The sequence below is a fragment of the Gordonia sp. IITR100 genome (assembly GCF_002009645.1).
Lineage (GTDB): Bacteria > Actinomycetota > Actinomycetes > Mycobacteriales > Mycobacteriaceae > Gordonia > Gordonia hongkongensis.
The window spans coordinates 124,836-140,042 of sequence record NZ_MVKV01000010.1 but is presented as its reverse complement, the minus strand read 5'-3'; the positions used below and the strand labels follow the sequence as shown (position 1 = coordinate 140,042).

Sequence of the window (15,207 nt, the reverse complement as noted above, 5' to 3'; positions counted from 1 at the left end):
CGATCAGGCGTCGGCGGTCTCGGTCCGTGTTGGTTCGGCTGCCGCGCGCTTCCCGTTCTGGAACAGCAGCGGGTAGAGGAGACCGCCGATCAGTCCGCCGATCAGCGGCGCCAGCCAGAAGGCCCACAACTGACCGGGTGCGCCGTTGCCGTTGAAGAAGGCGACCGCCGTCGAACGCGCCGGGTTGACCGACGTGTTGCTGATCGGGATCGAGATCAGGTGGATGAGCGTGAGGCACAGGCCGATGGCCAGCGGGCCGAAGCCCGCGGGAGCGCGTCGGTCGGTCGCGCCGAGGACCACGATGAGGAAGAACGCCGTCAGCAGGATCTCCGCGATGAGGACCGCGGTGAGCGAGTAGTTGCTGGGGGAGTGTTCGCCGAACCCGTTGGCGGCCATGTTGCCCTCGGCCTCGAACCCGGGTTGGCCCTTGGCGATGAGGAACAGCATGAGGCCGGCCAACAGGCCACCCACGACCTGCGCCACCCAATAGGTGGGCAGCTCTTTCCAGGAGAGCCGGCCGCTGACGGCGGCGCCCAGCGTAATCGCGGGATTGAAGTGTGCGCCGGAGACGTGCCCCACCGCGTAGGCCATCGTCACGACGGTGAGACCGAAAGCCAGAGAGACACCGAGGAACCCGATTCCGACCTGGAAGGTGTCCTGGCCGTCCTCGGACTGGGCGATCTGCTTGGCGGCGTAGATCGCGCTGCCGCATCCGCCGAAGACCAACCAGAATGTTCCGAAGAACTCAGCCGCGAGTCGTGCTGCGGGCGACGGGGAAGGCATGAACGTCCTTTCGCTCGGTGACCTGGCCGGCGAGGCGCGCACAGTACCTCGCCCTTCGAGTGGCTCACACAGTAGCCGTGCCGCCGGAAACCGGCAGCGTTATGGCAAATCCTGTGCAGTTCAACGAAGAAACGGTCGCCGAAGCTCGTCACCGATCGCGGAATCGCGCGGCGATTGCCGCGCTCATCGTCTCGGGAGCGTCTTCGGACACGAAGTGCTTGGCGTCCGGGAGCTCGACGACCTCCAGGTCGGAGAAGGCCGCGCGAATCTTCGGGAGGCAGTGTCGCGGCCGGAAAACGATGTCCCCCATCCCCCATACGGCGAGTGCCGGCCTATCGCCCAGACGGAGTGGGACATCCGCGGCCAACTGCTCGAGGAGTGGTCTCGCCGAGCGGATCTCGCCGGGCATGACCGAGAGTCCATACCGGGCGTCGGGACTCGGTTGCACCCGGCGATAGTGCTCGCCCTCCGCGTTGGTCAAGGTCGGCCCGAACCTGCCGAGCAGTACGCCTTCGACGAGCAGATTCTGTTCGAGGATGCACTGTCGCAACGGACGACTGCTCATGACCGCGCTGAACAATCGATTCGGTAGCGGATCGATCGGCCAGAATGCAGTGTTCGCGAGAACGATCCCGCCCACGCGTTCGGCGCGGGGGACTGCCGCACCGAGTCCGATGGGTCCACCCCAGTCGTGACCCACCAGGACGAAGTCGTCCAAGGCGAGGTGGTCGATCAGCTCGCCGAGGACAACTGTCAGCTCGGCGATGGTGTAGCCGAACCCGTCGGGGCGAGTGGACAGCCCGAAGCCGGGGAGGTCCAGGGCGACGCAGCGAAAACGATCGCGCAGCCCGGTCACGATGTGCCGATAGAGAAAGCTCCAGGTGGGGGACCCGTGACACATCAGGACAGCTCGCCCGACGCCTTCGTCGATGTAATGAAGCCGTCCGACCGACGATTCGAACCATCGTGACTCGAAGGGATACAGCGTTGGGTCGGGTACGAAATCGATTTCCACTGGCGTCTCCGTCCACCGCGATGCATCGGGCTCTACACATGTAGAGACTACGGGACGATCCGCTACATCTGTAGTATCTCGCGCATGTCTGCGGATTCGACCAGTGGAGGCGGGCGTCGGGATGTCATCGCCGATGCCGGCATCCGAATCATCGCCCGCGACGGTGTCCGCGCACTCACCCATCGGGCTGTCGATCGGGAGGCGCGGTTGCCGCTGGGGTCGACCTCCTACCATGCGAGGACCCGGATCGCGCTGATCGAGCTCATCGTCGACGCACTGGCGGCCCGTACCCGGATCGACACCGAGGCATTGGTGATGACGGGTGAAGGGGTTGACCACGACGGACGGGTTCCGGTCGACGAACTGGCCGGATCGCTGTCGGAACTGGTCGACACCCTCGCTGCCAGACACGACGACATGCGCGCCCGTTACGCGCTCATCCTCGAGCTCGACGATCTGCCGGCCATTCGCCGAAGGTTGACCGGTCGGTCCGACGTCGAGGACGTGGCACGACTGGTGGCGATGCGTTCGCTCGCCGGTGCCGGCCTGCCGAATACGGGCGTCGAGGTCGAAGATCTGCTCGCGATCACGGATTCACTGGTGTTCTACCGCACCGCCATCAACCCGGCAGTCGACATCCGGCGCATTCTGGACCAGTACCTTCGGGGCGCCATCGTCCGGTGATTGCGCATTCGCAGTCGCCGTGTCATCTCAGGGAACGAACATCGCGTTCCCTTTCCGCGTCCAGTTCGGCCCGACGGGTGGTCAGAGGTCACGGTTGAACGTCGTGTGCATCTCCCAGAACAGGATCTCGGCCTCGGACGTCGCGGTGACACTGACCGCGCCCTCATCGATGGTGCGCAGCGCATCACCCTCGACGAGTCGCATGCCGTCGTCCAACTCGACACCGCCTCGCGCCACGTAGAGATGTCCATACGGTGCCGGGGGAAGAGTGACCGACTGCCCGAAACCGATCCGGGCCACGTGCAGTGCCGCGAACGGGTTGCCGATCGAGATCGCATCTGTGCCCGCGTGTTCGGGCCTGCCGGAGACCACCGTGACCAGCCCGCCGGTCGCGAGATCGGCGCTGAAGTCGCGTTCGGCGTAGCCGGGTTCACCTCCGCCGTGCTCGGGCGCCACCCACATCTGCACGACGCGCAGGTCCCGGTTCTCGCTGCGCCGTGAAGCATTCGCCTCAGTGTGGGTGATCCCGCGGCCCGCGCTCATCCGCTGCGCGACGCCCGGCGTGATCACGCCGGTGTTGCCGAACGAATCACGATGAGTGACAGCACCTTCGAGTACCCACGTGACGATTTCGGCGTCCCGGTGGAAGTGGGCGTCGAAACCTTCACCGGCGTCGACGCGATCGTCGTTGTGCACCAGCAGGACTCCGTGGGCGTTCGCCGCGAGATCGAAGTTGCCCGTGGCGGGGAAGGACTGGCGGGAATCGAGCCACTCGCTTCGGAAGATGTGCCGCTCGGTACCCGGGATGACCTGCCGCGACGGCACGGTTCCGATAGATGGCTCGCTCATCGTGACTCCGATCTGGTCCTCCGGACCCCGCCGGCACAACCGTCATGTCGCCGACCCTATTCCGGTGTGCGAGCGTGCCGCGGTCGTCAATCGAGGAGGTTGACCGCGTTGGCCACCACCAGGCTGAGGATGACGATCGACAACAGCGACTGTGACGCCATCGCCAGCTTCGCACGACGCGACAGCGGCATCACGTCGGTGGGGCTGAAGGCAGTCGCGTTGGTCAGGGCCAGATAGAGGTAGTCGAAGAACACCGGCCGCCATCCCGATGGTGCCAGCCGTGGCTCGAGGTGTTGCGGAAAGGCGAGGTCCGGGTATGCGGCCGGACGCAGGTGCCGGTTCACCGGACCGCCGCCGTCGAGCTCCCAGTAGAGGAATGAGAACGCGATGACGGTCTGCAGCCAGACGAGAGCCCCGGCGACCAGCAACTGGTTCGCCGCCGCGGTCTGCGGATCTCCGTGCAGCAGGTCCCACACGAGTCGTCCCGCTCCCCACGCCGCACCTGCGGCGATGGCGACGACCAGCCCCACGGAGAGGCTGCGGACCCACCGGCCGGGCCGGTCGATGCGACCGGGGTCGACCACGATCAGTGTCAGCAGGACCAGCCCCTCGATCGCGGGTAGCAGCCAAGCGGTACCGGCGGCGTAACGCGCGGGCAAGAGGAACGGGATCGCCATCGCGACCAGTACGAACGCCGATGCGGTCCAACGCTGCTCAGCTCGGGGCAGGTTCTGCGCGGGAACGTGGTCGTCGTCGTTCATTTGGCGGCCTCCGGTCGGGGGAGCCGACACGTTCCGCCAACATCGTTGACTCAGCGGGCCCGGCCGGTACTGTGTTCTTCATCACATAGGCAGGAAGGGATGTGCCATGATACCGACCGAGATGAAGGAGCTGCATCGGAGTATAGGTGCGCTACGGCATCACATGACCACGCTGCAGACGCAGTACGGCGATGTAGACGCGGTTCGGCGAATGTCCAACGATCTGGATCGGCTGGAGATCGACCTTCACGACTTCGAGCACGCACCGCCACCGCTGCTGCAGACGAAAGTCGGGCGAGACCAGGTTATCTATGTGCCTGACTGCAAGTCGGACGAGTCGGCCTGGCTGGGTGCGCAAGACGAAGGGCTGGGCTTTCATTCGCGTGAGCGCACGAAGTGAGCGCCCCCGCGACTGAGCGGGACACAGTCGGGGTCTTCTCTCCGGGCCGCGCGCGAATCCTGGCCCGAACTCTCCGCCAGGACAGGTGGTGGCTGTCGCCGCTGCTGACAGTCGTGGGTCTCGCGGCCTTCGTCATCTACGCGACGATCCGGTCTTTCGTGCGCACCGCCTATTACGCCGCGGACTATCACTACCTCTCGCCGTTCTATTCGCCGTGCCTCAGCGAGTCGTGCGTGCCCGGGGCGAGTCATTTCGGTACCCCCTTCCCCGAACTCCCGATGTGGATTCCGCTGGCTTTCCTCTCCCTGCCGTTCCTGCTCGGGTTCCGACTGACCTGCTACTACTACCGCAAGGCCTATTACCGGTCGGTCTGGCTGTCGCCGCCTGCCTGCGCCGTCGCCGAACCCCACAGTCGTTACACCGGCGAGACGCGACTGCCGCTCATCATCCAGAATTCGCACCGGTACTTCTTCTACGTGGCCGTGATCATCTCGGTGATCAACACCTACGACGCGATTGTCGCCTTCCACGGTGAAGGCGGCGGTTTCGGCTTCGGGCTGGGCAACGTCATCCTCGTCGTGAACGTGCTCCTGCTGTGGACCTACACGGTGTCGTGCCACTCGTGTCGCCACGTGACCGGCGGTCGGCTCAAGCACTTCTCGAAACATCCGGTGCGGTACTGGGTCTGGAGTCAGGTGTCCAAGCTCAACACCCGGCATATGCAATTCGCCTGGATCACGCTCGGGACTTTGGTGCTCACCGACTTCTACATCATGCTGGTCGCCAGCAACACCATCTCGGACCTGAGGTTCGTGGGTTGACCGAGTGACAACACAACGCCTGTGGTGCAGCCGTTCTCAACGTTGGGAGTCCCGATAGATGACCGAGCCGGAACGCTACGAGTACGACGTCGTTGTCATCGGTGCGGGCGGTGCCGGGTTGCGGGCGGTCATCGAGGCCCGCGAGCGCGGCTACTCGGTGGCCGTGGTGTGCAAGTCGCTGTTCGGCAAGGCCCACACGGTCATGGCCGAAGGCGGATGTGCCGCCTCGATGGGCAACGCCAACTCGAAAGACAACTGGCAGACGCACTTCCAGGACACGATGCGGGGCGGCAAGTTCCTGAACAACTGGCGCATGGCCGAGTTGCACGCCAAGGAGGCCCCGGATCGCGTCTGGGAACTCGAAACCTATGGCGCCCTGTTCGATCGAACCGCGGACGGGCGGATTTCGCAGCGCAACTTCGGCGGCCACACCTATCCTCGACTCGCTCATGTCGGCGACCGCACCGGGCTGGAGCTCATCCGGACGATGCAACAGAAGATCGTCTCGCTGCAGCAGGAGGACTACGCCGCCACCGGTGACTACGAGTCGCGCATCAAGGTGTTCGCCGAATGCACGATCACCGAACTGCTGAAGGACGGCGACGCGATCGCCGGTGCGTTCGGGTATTGGCGCGAGTCCGGCCGCTTCATCGTGTTCGAGGCGCCCGCGGTGGTCGTCGCCACCGGCGGGATCGGCAAGTCGTTCAAGGTGACGTCGAATTCGTGGGAATACACCGGCGACGGGCACGCTTTGGCACTGCGAGCCGGCGCGAGCCTGATCAACATGGAGTTCGTCCAGTTCCATCCGACCGGGATGGTGTGGCCGCCCAGCGTCAAGGGCATCCTCGTGACCGAGGGCGTTCGCGGCGACGGTGGAGTTCTCAAGAACACCGAGGGCAAGCGCTTCATGTTCGATTACATCCCACCGGTCTTCAAAGGTCAGTACGCCGAGACCGAAGAGGAAGCCGACAAATGGCTGGCGGACAACGACAGCGCCCGGCGAACACCGGACCTGCTGCCGCGGGATGAGGTCGCGCGGGCGATCAACGAGGAGGTCAAGGCCGGACGCGGCACCGAGCACGGCGGCGTCTACCTCGACATCGCGTCCCGCATGCCCGCCGAGGAGATCATGCGCAGGCTGCCGTCGATGCACCACCAGTTCAAGGAACTCGCCGACGTCGACATCACCGCCGAACCGATGGAGGTGGGGCCGACCTGTCACTACGTGATGGGCGGGATCGAGGTGGATCCGGACACGGCCGCGTCACGGGTTCCGGGCCTGTTCGCGGCCGGCGAGTGTTCCGGCGGGATGCACGGTTCGAACCGGTTGGGCGGCAACTCGTTGTCGGACCTGCTGGTCTTCGGGCGTCGTGCCGGCCTCGGGGCGGCGGCGTACGTCGAATCGCTGGCGACCCGTCCCGCGGTCTCCGCCGAGGACATCGACCGGGCGGCGGCGTCCGTGCTGGCGCCCTTCGATTCGCCGGCCGAGGGCAAACCGGAGAACCCCTACACCCTGCACACCGACCTCCAGCAGGCCATGAACGATCTGGTCGGGATCATCCGGAAAGAGGACGAGATGCAGGAGGCGATCGGCGTGCTCGCGGACCTGCGAAAGCGCCTGGGCGGCATGCAGGTCGAGGGACATCGTCAGTTCAATCCGGGCTGGCATCTCGCAGTCGACCTACGCAACATGCTGCTGGTCTGCGAGTGCGTCGCGAAGGCCGCACTCATGCGCACCGAGAGCCGCGGTGGTCACACCCGCGACGACCATCCGTCCATGGACTCGAACTGGCGCAATGCGCTGCTGGTGTGCACCGCGGACCTCGACGGGGACGACGCCGCGGTGCCGGAGGTCAGCGTCGTGCGTACGGAACAGACGCCGATGCGGCCGGACCTCCTGGAGCTGTTCGAGTTCCCCGAGATCGAGAAGTACTACACGGCGGCCGAGATAGCCGGTCATCCCGGCGCCGGTGGCGAGCGAGCCGAGGGGCATTCGGAGGACTGACATGGGATACGACGCGAAGTTCCGGATCTGGCGCGGCGACACCGACGCCGGCGGTCTCGAGGACTACACGGTGACCGTCAACGAGGGCGAGGTGGTGCTGGACATCATCCACCGCCTACAGGCGACGCAGGCCCCGGATCTCGCGGTGCGCTGGAACTGCAAGGCGGGTAAGTGCGGATCGTGTTCGGCGGAGGTGAACGGGCGTCCCAAACTGCTGTGCATGACCAGGATGTCGACGTTCACCGAGGACGAGGTCGTGACGGTGACCCCGATGCGCACGTTCCCGGTGATCCGCGACCTGGTCACCGATGTCTCGTTCAACTACGCCAAAGCCCGTGAAGTGCAATCGTTCACACCGCCGCCTGGCCTGGCGCCGGGGGAGTACCGGATGAAGCAGGTCGACGTGCAGCGTTCGCAGGAGTTCCGCAAGTGCATCGAGTGCTTCCTGTGCCAGGACACCTGCCATGTCGTGCGCGATCACGAGGACAACAAACAGAACTTCTCCGGGCCGCGTTTCCTGATGCGCGTCGCCGAACTCGACATGCACCCCCTGGACGTGGCCGAACGCCGCGACTCGGCGCGCACCGAGCACGGACTGGGCCTCTGCAACATCACCAAGTGCTGTACCGACGTCTGTCCCGAGCAGATCAAGATCACCGACAACGCGTTGATCCCCATGAAGGAGCGAGTCGTCGACCGCACCTACGACCCGCTGGTGTGGTTGGGCAACAAGCTCTTCCGACGGTGACGGACACTGTCACGATCAGCCGGCGTACCCCAGGCGGCGCGAAACGGTGAGCGCACCCTCCATGAGGGCGGCGGCCATCTCGTCCTGACGCTCGTCCGACATGTCCGCGGAAAGTCCGCCGATACTCAACGCCGCGACCACATTTCCTTTTCGGTCGCGGATGCAGGCACCCAGGGCGGCGACACCGGGCGTCACGTCCCCGACGCTGATCGAGTAGCCCCGCCGGCGGGTCTCGTCGAGCCGGTCGCGCAGTTCCTCCTCGGTGATCTCGTCACCGGCCGGCGTGAACATCGGACCTGAGTCCAGCACCTGGGGTAGGGCGGTGTCCTCGAGTTCGGCCAGCATCGCGACGGGTGCCCCGCCCAGGTACAGCGGCAGCGACCGGCCGACGGTCAGGACCATCACCCGGATCGGCTGGCTGCTCTCGATCATGTCGAGGCACACGGCACGGGCACCATCCGGGACGAGGAGGTACACGTGCTCGTCGAACCGCGCCGCCAGTTCCGACATCACATGGCTGGCCTCGGTTCGTAGGTCGAAGCTGCCCAGGACCGCCGATGCGAGTTCGAAGACGCGGAGGGTGAGTCGGTAATCCGCGGATCGGGTTCGTTCGATCCAGCCAGCGACTTCCAGGGTGCTGAGGATTCGATACATCGTCGTTCGGCTGTACCCGCACTTCTTCATCAGATCCGCCAGCGACAGCTCGGCACGGTCACCTTTGAAGGCCTCGAGGACATCGACCGCCTTGATGATGGATGCGATGTGATTCTTCGGGTCGATCTCGGCCGACCGGTCGCGCTGTGTTGTCATGCTGATCTCCTCGCGAATGATTATGTGGGACTGATCAATTCGGTTCTAGTGGTGGCGGGTATCGCATCTGGGTTCCTGGTCGGAACGACTCTTCCGAGCCATGAGACACATGTGGACCATGATGTGATGGTTGACACAAATACTTAGCCGTGCAATCGTTCCGTATGGCGCACACGCTATCCGGATTCCGGACACCGAGTCAAGGCTCGGAGGTCCTTGTAAATGACACGAATTCTCCCGACGCTCTGGTGACCTTGGCCGCCGGCCAGCCGGCTCGTGTGGTGGTGCGGGGTTCAAACGGATCGGTCGAGACCCTAGCGAGTCCCGGCTGGGACCTGCTGGACTCCTTCGTGGAGCGGTTCGCGCCCGACGTGGCCGCCGACCTGACGACCCGGTTCGCCGAGACGGTGGCCGAGTGGGAGGCGACCCCGACCCGCGTCACCTACGCGGCTGTCGACGGCCGCGACGTCCTGGTCGGCCTGTCGTATCAGACCTCGCCCGAGGAGGTGCTCGGTGCAGTCTGGCGCGGCCTGTGTACATCGTTGGTTCGTATCCTGGCCGGTGCTGGTCGCGAACTGCAGATTCGGATCGAGTCGGACCATCCCGGGGCGCAGGTACTGGCCCACCGCCTACAAGCCTCCGGGGTGCGAGTGATCGAAGCTGCGGGGGAACAGGTTCGACACACGGCAACTGATCAGCTGCTCGAAGTTGACCGCCTCGCGCTCCGCGTGGCGGCTGTCGCCGCAGGGGTGTCCCGATGAGTCGCTCAGTCGTGATCGGTGTCGACAAGGGGACGAGTTCGCTGAAGTCGATTGCCGTCGACCTGGCCACGGGCGAGCTCGTCGCCGAATGCGGTGCGCGCACGCCCAGTTTCTACCCGACCGCCGGGCGTCACGAGGAGGACCCGGAGAAGACCTGGGCGACAGTGGCTTCCACGATCAGGGCCGTGGTCGGAGAACTCGAACCGTCGACCTCGATCGTGGCGATCGGCGTCACCGGGCACATGGGCGGTCTCTGGGCCCTGGGTGCCGACGGCGAACCCGTGGGCCGTGCGATCTGCTGGCCCGATGCCCGCGCCGCGGGCATCCTCGACGAAGCCGGTGACCGAGGGCATCTCGACGCGCTCTTCGCGATCAGCGGGAACGCGTTGATCCCGGGAACCCCATACCCGCTGCTGGCCTGGATGAAGCGCGCCGAACCGGACCGTTACCACGCCATCCGCCACTTCTTCATGGCCAAGGACTACGTGAACTATCGGCTCACCGGCGTGGTGGCCACCGAAGAGTCCGATCTCTCGTTCGCGCCCTGCGACTTCCGTGGCCGGCGCAAGTCCGAGGAGTTCTTCACCGCCTTCGGCATCGAAGAGATGTCGACCCGCTTGCCGACGGTCGGGGTCAGCGACGGGCTTCTCGGCACCGTGTCCCCCGAAGCGTCCGCCGAGACCGGTCTCCCGGTCGGGACACCGGTGTGTGCCGGCACCGGCGACGCGACGGCGAACATGATCGGAATCGGTGCGGCGCACGACGGTCAGGCCGTCACGACCATCGGCACAAGCCTGATGAACGGCACGTCCACCGATCACCCGCTGCTCGAACCGGCAGGAGTCGGGTTTGGCTTCCTCATGCCCGAGAACCGCTGGCAGCGCCAGATCACCAATTCCGGGGGCGGGACGCTGTGCCTGGACTGGGTGATCAACACGTTCTGTCCGGCCGAGGTCGATCGCATCACCCGCGGTGCGACGACCCTCGGGGACGTGGTGCGGGACTTCGCCCGTACCGCCGAACCGGGGTGCCGTGGACTGGTGTTCCACCCATACCTCAACACAGCCGGCGCCACGGCCCCGTTCCTGGATGTGAATGCGCGCGGCAGCTTCGTCGATCTGCGCGGCGACACCACACCCGCCGAACTGGTGCGGGCGGTCATGGAGGGCACCGCGTTGTCGGTGCGCGACTGTTATGCGGCGATGCCGGTGCAGATCAACGAAATCCGGCTGACCGGCGGCGGAGCTCGCAGCGTCGAGTGGAGCCAGATCATTGCCGACGTCCTGCAGAAAACGATCGTGGCTCCCGATGTCCCGGAGTCCGGCGCGCTCGGAGCGGCCATGCTCGCGGCCGTGGCCACCGGGCAGTACCCCGACCTCGACAGCGTGACCACCTGTCTGGTCCGGCCCGGACGAGTGCATGAGCCCGATCCGTCGACCGCTGCCCTGTACGACGACGCGTTCGCGGTCTATCGCGCCGTTCTCGAGCCGTTGCGCGAGGTGTGGGCCGCCACCGCCGACATCGACCAACTGTCCCCGGCCTGACCGGCCTTCACCCTTCTCGACCCCGAAACGGAGAACTCGTGCCCGTCATCAGAACCGTGCTCGGCGACATCGCCCCGGAGAATCTCGGAGTGACCCTGTGCCATGAGCACCTCTTCACGAACCCGCCCAAGTGGGCGCAGGACCAAGACCCCGACATGGTCCTCGATCGCGTCGACGCGGCCATCGCCGAGGTCGCGGACTTCGATGGGCTGGGCGGCGGCGCGCTCATCGAGATGACAACCGCCGATTACGGGCGCAATGCAACCGGACTGCTGGCGGTCGCCCAAGCCTCGAACGTGCACATCGTCAGCGCGAGTGGCTATCAGAAGGGGATCTACTATCCGGACTCGGTTGCCACGGAATCGATCGACGAGATCGCCGCGCGGTTCGTTGCCGATGTCACCGCCGGGATCGACAACACCTCGGCACCGGCCGGCGTGATCAAGTTCGGCACCTGCCGGACGGACGAGATCCGTGACGACGAGCGCAAGGTCCAGCAGGCAGTCGCCAGAGCGCATCTCATGACCGGTGCACCGATCTCCACGCACTGTCAGGCCGGCACGCTCGGCGACCTACAGGCGAACGGCTTCGCCGATCTGGGCGTGGATCCGGACCACGTCCTCATCGGGCACCTGGATCGAAACCTCGACTTCGGCTACCTACGCGAGGTCGCGCGGACCGGGGTCTGGCTGGGTTTCGATCACTGGACCAAGCCGAAATACCCATCGGACGAGCTACGGGTCGACTATGTGCGACGCCTTTTCGACGAGGGTTACACCAAGATCATGGTCTCCGGTGATCTCGGCCGACCCTCCTATCAGCCCCACCACGGAGGTGGGCCGGGAATCGCCGGTCTGCTCAAGCAGATTCGCGATCGCCTGCCCGCCGATATCGCGGAGCGGGTGTTCGTGGACAATCCGCGCGAGTTCTTCGCCTTCACCCCCCGGGAGGGGCAGGCATGAGTTCCCCGACGAGCACCGCAGAGACCGATTCCGCCCGCGCGGACACCGGTGTTCCCACTTCAACGAACGGGGTGCTGTTCGATCTCGACGGCACCCTCATCGACTCCAGGTTCGCGATCGTCGAGGCCTATCGGGCGACGTTCGAGAACGAGCTCGACCGGCCGCTGCCCGGGGAACTCGAGGACCCGAGCATACTGATGGCGCCACGACCGCCCGAGATCTTCGCCCGGTGGTCGGACGGGGATCCGGTCGATCTGGAACGTGCCTATGGGGCGCACTACATCTCGAGTGCGTATCAACGGGTGGCGGCCTACCCGGGACTGCGCGAGACACTGACCGCGCTCGCCGACCGCGACATCACCGTCGGCATCGTCACGAACAAGCGAATGAGTCGGGTGCAGAAGGATTTCGAGTACCTCGACATCGATATCGACCTCTTCGCAACCATCGTCACCGCCGACGACACCCGAGAACGCAAGCCACATCCAGCCCCCGTCCTGCTCGGACTGGAGCGGGCCGGGCTGGACCCGGCCCATACCTGGTACATCGGTGACGGCCCTCAGGACATACGTTCCGGGGCCGCCGCGGGCACCCGCACGATGGGTGCCGCCTACGGATATTACGGACACGACACACTCGCCGATCACGAACCCGACCATCTCCTCGACAGACTGGGCGACCTGCTGAAGCACCTCTAGTTCACCGCTCACGGTTCCGGCGCCATGAGGCGCTGAACCGTCCCTGAAACGCTGGATCGCAACACTTCTCGATTCAGTGACCTGTTGACACGCCCGCCGTCGGAACTGCGGGCGCTCCTGAACGGATTCCTCATGACCCAACTACTCCCTGCCCGGAATCGGGCATTCACCTCGGTCGCCGAGGTCGACGACCTGGTCGACACGGAGGACATCAAGACCCGCAGACACAAGTTGATGCTGGTGCTCGGACTCGCCGGCATTGCTTTCGAGGCCTATTTCCTCGCGGTACTCAGCTCCGGTACTGCGCCGATGAGTGAGCAGCTCAACCTCGACGCCAACGGCGTGGGGCTGGTCAGTGCGTACGGATACGTCGCGACCCTCATCGCAGCCGCGACCTGTGGTCTGCTCGCCGACCGCTACGGACGAGTGCGAATCATGGTGGTGGCCAAGATCGTCGCGGTCGTCGCTGCGCTGATGATGGCCGCGGCGCCGAGTTTCGCGATGCTGGTCCTCGCGCGCTGCATCGCCGGCGCCGCCTACGGCGTGGACCTGGGCGTCGCGATGGCCTACCTGTCGGAGAACCTGCCCAAGAAGCGGCAGTACCTGCTCAACTTCTGGCAGGCCCAGTGGTACATCTCGACCGTCGTCGCGTTGGCCATCGTCCTGGGCCTGTACCACCTCGAAGTCGGACTGAGCATCTGGCGCTGGGGACTCGTCACCGCCGCCGTGTTCGCCTTCGTCGTCGCCATCGCGCAGTTCGCGCTGATGCCGGACAGTCCGCGCTGGCTCGCCAAGAAGGGCAGACTCCCGGAGCTGACCAAGTCGTTGAAGGCGATGTACGGGATCGAGGCCACCTATCCCACCGGTCATCTCGACGCGGCCATCGAGGAGCCGAAGAAGGAGCGACGTTTCACCGAACTGTTCAGCACGCGATTCCGCGCACGAACGATCCTGGCGAACGTGGTCACCATGATGCAGGCGTTGCAGTACTACGCCGTCGCCTACTACCTGCCGGTCATCGCGCTCAGCCTGTTCGGTGAGAATTTCGGCGAGGCGACCTTCGGTTCCATCGTCTTCAACGTGTTCGGCATCGTCGGCGGAATCGCGTCGATCTGGGTGGCCTCCAAACTCGGTGCGAACGGCGCCGCGAAATACGGCTTCCTGGCAGTCGCCGCGATGATCCTGATCCTCGGCGTCTTCTTCGACTCGCTCCCCGTGCTCCTGGCGTTCATCGTCCCGGCGATGTTCATCTTCTTCCACTCGGCGGGCCCCGGTGTGTCAGGTCTGACCATGGCGGCGATGGCCTACCCGTCTGATCTGCGTGGTCGCGGCGGACAGCTGGCCACCATTTCGCAGAGCATCGGCGGAATCGTCGGCCTGTACGCGTTCCCGCGGATGTCGGAGTCGCTGGGGCTGTCGACCACCATCACCATCTTCGTCGCGGTGCCGCTGATCGGCGCGGCCATCTGCATGCTGATCCGCTGGGAGCCGTTCGACACCACGCACGACGCCAACGAGATCGCCGCGGCCGAGGGCGACATGACGGTACGGGAGGTGTACGGACGATGACCGGGGCACGTGTGACGATCCCCGGCTCGGTGGCGCTGATCACCGGTGGCGGACAGGGTCTGGGCCTCGCCATGGCGCGACGGTTGCGGGCCGACGGACACCAGGTGGTGATCGCCGACATCGACGCCGGACGTGCTGATCAGGCGGCCGCCGACGTCAGCGGGTCCGCGCTGGTCGTCGACGTCACCGACGACGAGTCCGTCCGCCGCGCGGTCGAGGCCGTGCGACAGCGGTTCGGACGGCTCGACGTCCTGATCAACAATGCGGGTATCATTTCGCGGACCCAGGCCGAGGCAATCGATTCCGGCCGGTGGCAGGCCGAACTCGACGTCCACCTCGGCGGCACCATGCGGTGCAGCCGGGAGGCCTTCGTCCTCCTCCGCGAGGCGCCCAACGCGTCGATCATCAATCTCGCCTCGGTGGGTTCGACATTCGGTCTACCCGGACGATTGGCGTACACCGCCGCGAAGTCCGGCGTCCTGGGTGTCACACGCACACTCGCGGCCGAATGGGGACCGCACGGGATCCGGGTCAACGCGGTGGCCCCCGGATACATCGACACCGGGATGATGCGGACGGGTCTCGACACCGGAACACTCGATGAGAAGCGACTGATAGATCGAACACCGATGCGCCGGTTCGGTTCTCCCGACGAGGTGGCTGCAGCCACCTCCTTCCTCGCGTCGACGGACGCGTCGTTCGTCACCGGCACCGTGCTCCGGGTCGACGGCGGGATCACCATCGACGGCACATTCCACTCGGCCGACGCCGAGATGACCAGAGAGGGCACCTGACAC

Annotated in this window: 16 protein-coding genes; 11 read left to right on the top strand and 5 right to left on the bottom strand. The window is 65.5% G+C overall.

Annotated elements, in window-relative coordinates; genetic code table 11:
• Positions 1 to 3: 3 nt before the first annotated feature.
• Positions 4 to 783 (bottom strand): aquaporin Z, encoded by a 780-nt coding sequence (gene aqpZ, locus B1818_RS15230; protein WP_078113206.1) that lies wholly within the window; start codon positions 781 to 783, stop codon positions 4 to 6.
• 148 nt (positions 784 to 931) lie between these two features.
• Complete coding sequence (locus B1818_RS15225) at positions 932 to 1,798, bottom strand: alpha/beta fold hydrolase (protein WP_078113205.1); 867 nt, start codon at positions 1,796 to 1,798, stop codon at positions 932 to 934.
• Between the two features lie 84 nt (positions 1,799 to 1,882).
• Between B1818_RS15225 and B1818_RS15220 the strand changes: the two genes are divergently transcribed.
• Entirely contained in the window at positions 1,883 to 2,482 is a 600-nt protein-coding gene (locus tag B1818_RS15220) for a TetR/AcrR family transcriptional regulator (RefSeq protein WP_078113204.1), read from the top strand.
• 81 nt (positions 2,483 to 2,563) lie between these two features.
• Here the strand turns inward: B1818_RS15220 and B1818_RS15215 are convergent, their stop codons facing one another.
• Positions 2,564 to 3,331 (bottom strand): pirin family protein, encoded by a 768-nt coding sequence (locus B1818_RS15215; RefSeq protein WP_078113203.1) that lies wholly within the window; start codon positions 3,329 to 3,331, stop codon positions 2,564 to 2,566.
• An 86-nt stretch (positions 3,332 to 3,417) separates the two neighbouring features.
• Complete coding sequence (locus B1818_RS15210; RefSeq protein ID WP_078113202.1) at positions 3,418 to 4,092, bottom strand: DUF1345 domain-containing protein; 675 nt, start codon at positions 4,090 to 4,092, stop codon at positions 3,418 to 3,420.
• A 106-nt stretch (positions 4,093 to 4,198) separates the two neighbouring features.
• On the opposite strand from B1818_RS15210, the gene B1818_RS15205 reads away from it, so the two are divergent.
• The 4 genes from B1818_RS15205 to B1818_RS15190 are packed head-to-tail and all read left to right on the top strand — an operon-like array spanning position 4,199 to position 8,066.
• Positions 4,199 to 4,492 (top strand): hypothetical protein, encoded by a 294-nt coding sequence (locus B1818_RS15205; protein ID WP_078113201.1) that lies wholly within the window; start codon positions 4,199 to 4,201, stop codon positions 4,490 to 4,492.
• The gene (locus B1818_RS15200) at positions 4,489 to 5,313 is read left to right on the top strand and encodes a hypothetical protein (RefSeq protein WP_078113200.1); all 825 of its coding nucleotides are present in this window, start codon (positions 4,489 to 4,491) and stop codon (positions 5,311 to 5,313) included. The genes B1818_RS15205 and B1818_RS15200 overlap by 4 nt, the downstream gene beginning before the upstream one ends.
• A 58-nt stretch (positions 5,314 to 5,371) precedes the next feature.
• Positions 5,372 to 7,318, top strand: coding sequence for a fumarate reductase/succinate dehydrogenase flavoprotein subunit (locus B1818_RS15195; protein WP_078113199.1), 1,947 nt, complete (start codon positions 5,372 to 5,374; stop codon positions 7,316 to 7,318).
• A 1-nt stretch (position 7,319) separates the two neighbouring features.
• Complete coding sequence (locus B1818_RS15190; protein ID WP_065632377.1) at positions 7,320 to 8,066, top strand: succinate dehydrogenase/fumarate reductase iron-sulfur subunit; 747 nt, start codon at positions 7,320 to 7,322, stop codon at positions 8,064 to 8,066.
• Between the two features lie 15 nt (positions 8,067 to 8,081).
• On the opposite strand, the gene B1818_RS15185 is transcribed toward B1818_RS15190, so the two are convergent.
• Positions 8,082 to 8,876 carry an IclR family transcriptional regulator gene (locus B1818_RS15185; RefSeq protein ID WP_078113198.1) on the bottom strand — a complete coding sequence of 265 codons (795 nt, stop codon included), beginning with the start codon at positions 8,874 to 8,876 and terminating at the stop codon, positions 8,082 to 8,084.
• A 248-nt stretch (positions 8,877 to 9,124) separates the two neighbouring features.
• On the opposite strand from B1818_RS15185, the gene B1818_RS15180 reads away from it, so the two are divergent.
• The 6 genes from B1818_RS15180 (at position 9,125) to B1818_RS15155 (ending at position 15,204) form a co-directional block, all read left to right on the top strand.
• Complete coding sequence (locus B1818_RS15180; protein WP_078113197.1) at positions 9,125 to 9,637, top strand: hypothetical protein; 513 nt, start codon at positions 9,125 to 9,127, stop codon at positions 9,635 to 9,637.
• Positions 9,634 to 11,181, top strand: coding sequence for an FGGY-family carbohydrate kinase (locus tag B1818_RS15175; RefSeq protein WP_078113196.1), 1,548 nt, complete (start codon positions 9,634 to 9,636; stop codon positions 11,179 to 11,181). Before B1818_RS15180 ends, B1818_RS15175 begins: the two co-directional genes overlap by 4 nt.
• A gap of 38 nt (positions 11,182 to 11,219) precedes the next feature.
• The gene (locus B1818_RS15170; RefSeq protein ID WP_078113195.1) at positions 11,220 to 12,143 is read left to right on the top strand and encodes a phosphotriesterase; all 924 of its coding nucleotides are present in this window, start codon (positions 11,220 to 11,222) and stop codon (positions 12,141 to 12,143) included.
• Positions 12,140 to 12,841: an HAD family hydrolase gene (locus B1818_RS15165; RefSeq protein ID WP_078113194.1), complete on the top strand. Its 702-nt coding sequence runs from the start codon at positions 12,140 to 12,142 to the stop codon at positions 12,839 to 12,841. Before B1818_RS15170 ends, B1818_RS15165 begins: the two co-directional genes overlap by 4 nt.
• 132 nt (positions 12,842 to 12,973) lie before the next feature.
• Positions 12,974 to 14,410: an MFS transporter gene (locus tag B1818_RS15160; RefSeq protein WP_058251871.1), complete on the top strand. Its 1,437-nt coding sequence runs from the start codon at positions 12,974 to 12,976 to the stop codon at positions 14,408 to 14,410.
• On the top strand, positions 14,407 to 15,204 hold the full coding sequence (locus B1818_RS15155; RefSeq protein WP_058251820.1) for an SDR family NAD(P)-dependent oxidoreductase: 798 nt from the start codon (positions 14,407 to 14,409) through the stop codon (positions 15,202 to 15,204). Before B1818_RS15160 ends, B1818_RS15155 begins: the two co-directional genes overlap by 4 nt.
• Positions 15,205 to 15,207 lie beyond the last annotated feature (3 nt).

What these genes read in the sequence shown, in the direction of transcription:
- aqpZ (WP_078113206.1), bottom strand. Translation starts at nt 783, where the DNA reads ATGCCTTCCCCGTCGCCCGCAGCACGACTCGCGGCTGAGTTCTTCGGA.
- B1818_RS15220 (WP_078113204.1), top strand. Translation starts at nt 1,883, where the DNA reads ATGTCTGCGGATTCGACCAGTGGAGGCGGGCGTCGGGATGTCATCGCC.
- B1818_RS15215 (WP_078113203.1), bottom strand. Translation starts at nt 3,331, where the DNA reads ATGAGCGAGCCATCTATCGGAACCGTGCCGTCGCGGCAGGTCATCCCG.
- B1818_RS15210 (WP_078113202.1), bottom strand. Translation starts at nt 4,092, where the DNA reads ATGAACGACGACGACCACGTTCCCGCGCAGAACCTGCCCCGAGCTGAG.
- B1818_RS15205 (WP_078113201.1), top strand. Translation starts at nt 4,199, where the DNA reads ATGATACCGACCGAGATGAAGGAGCTGCATCGGAGTATAGGTGCGCTA.
- B1818_RS15195 (WP_078113199.1), top strand. Translation starts at nt 5,372, where the DNA reads ATGACCGAGCCGGAACGCTACGAGTACGACGTCGTTGTCATCGGTGCG.
- B1818_RS15190 (WP_065632377.1), top strand. Translation starts at nt 7,320, where the DNA reads ATGGGATACGACGCGAAGTTCCGGATCTGGCGCGGCGACACCGACGCC.
- B1818_RS15185 (WP_078113198.1), bottom strand. Translation starts at nt 8,876, where the DNA reads ATGACAACACAGCGCGACCGGTCGGCCGAGATCGACCCGAAGAATCAC.
- B1818_RS15175 (WP_078113196.1), top strand. Translation starts at nt 9,634, where the DNA reads ATGAGTCGCTCAGTCGTGATCGGTGTCGACAAGGGGACGAGTTCGCTG.
- B1818_RS15165 (WP_078113194.1), top strand. Translation starts at nt 12,140, where the DNA reads ATGAGTTCCCCGACGAGCACCGCAGAGACCGATTCCGCCCGCGCGGAC.
- B1818_RS15160 (WP_058251871.1), top strand. Translation starts at nt 12,974, where the DNA reads ATGACCCAACTACTCCCTGCCCGGAATCGGGCATTCACCTCGGTCGCC.
- B1818_RS15155 (WP_058251820.1), top strand. Translation starts at nt 14,407, where the DNA reads ATGACCGGGGCACGTGTGACGATCCCCGGCTCGGTGGCGCTGATCACC.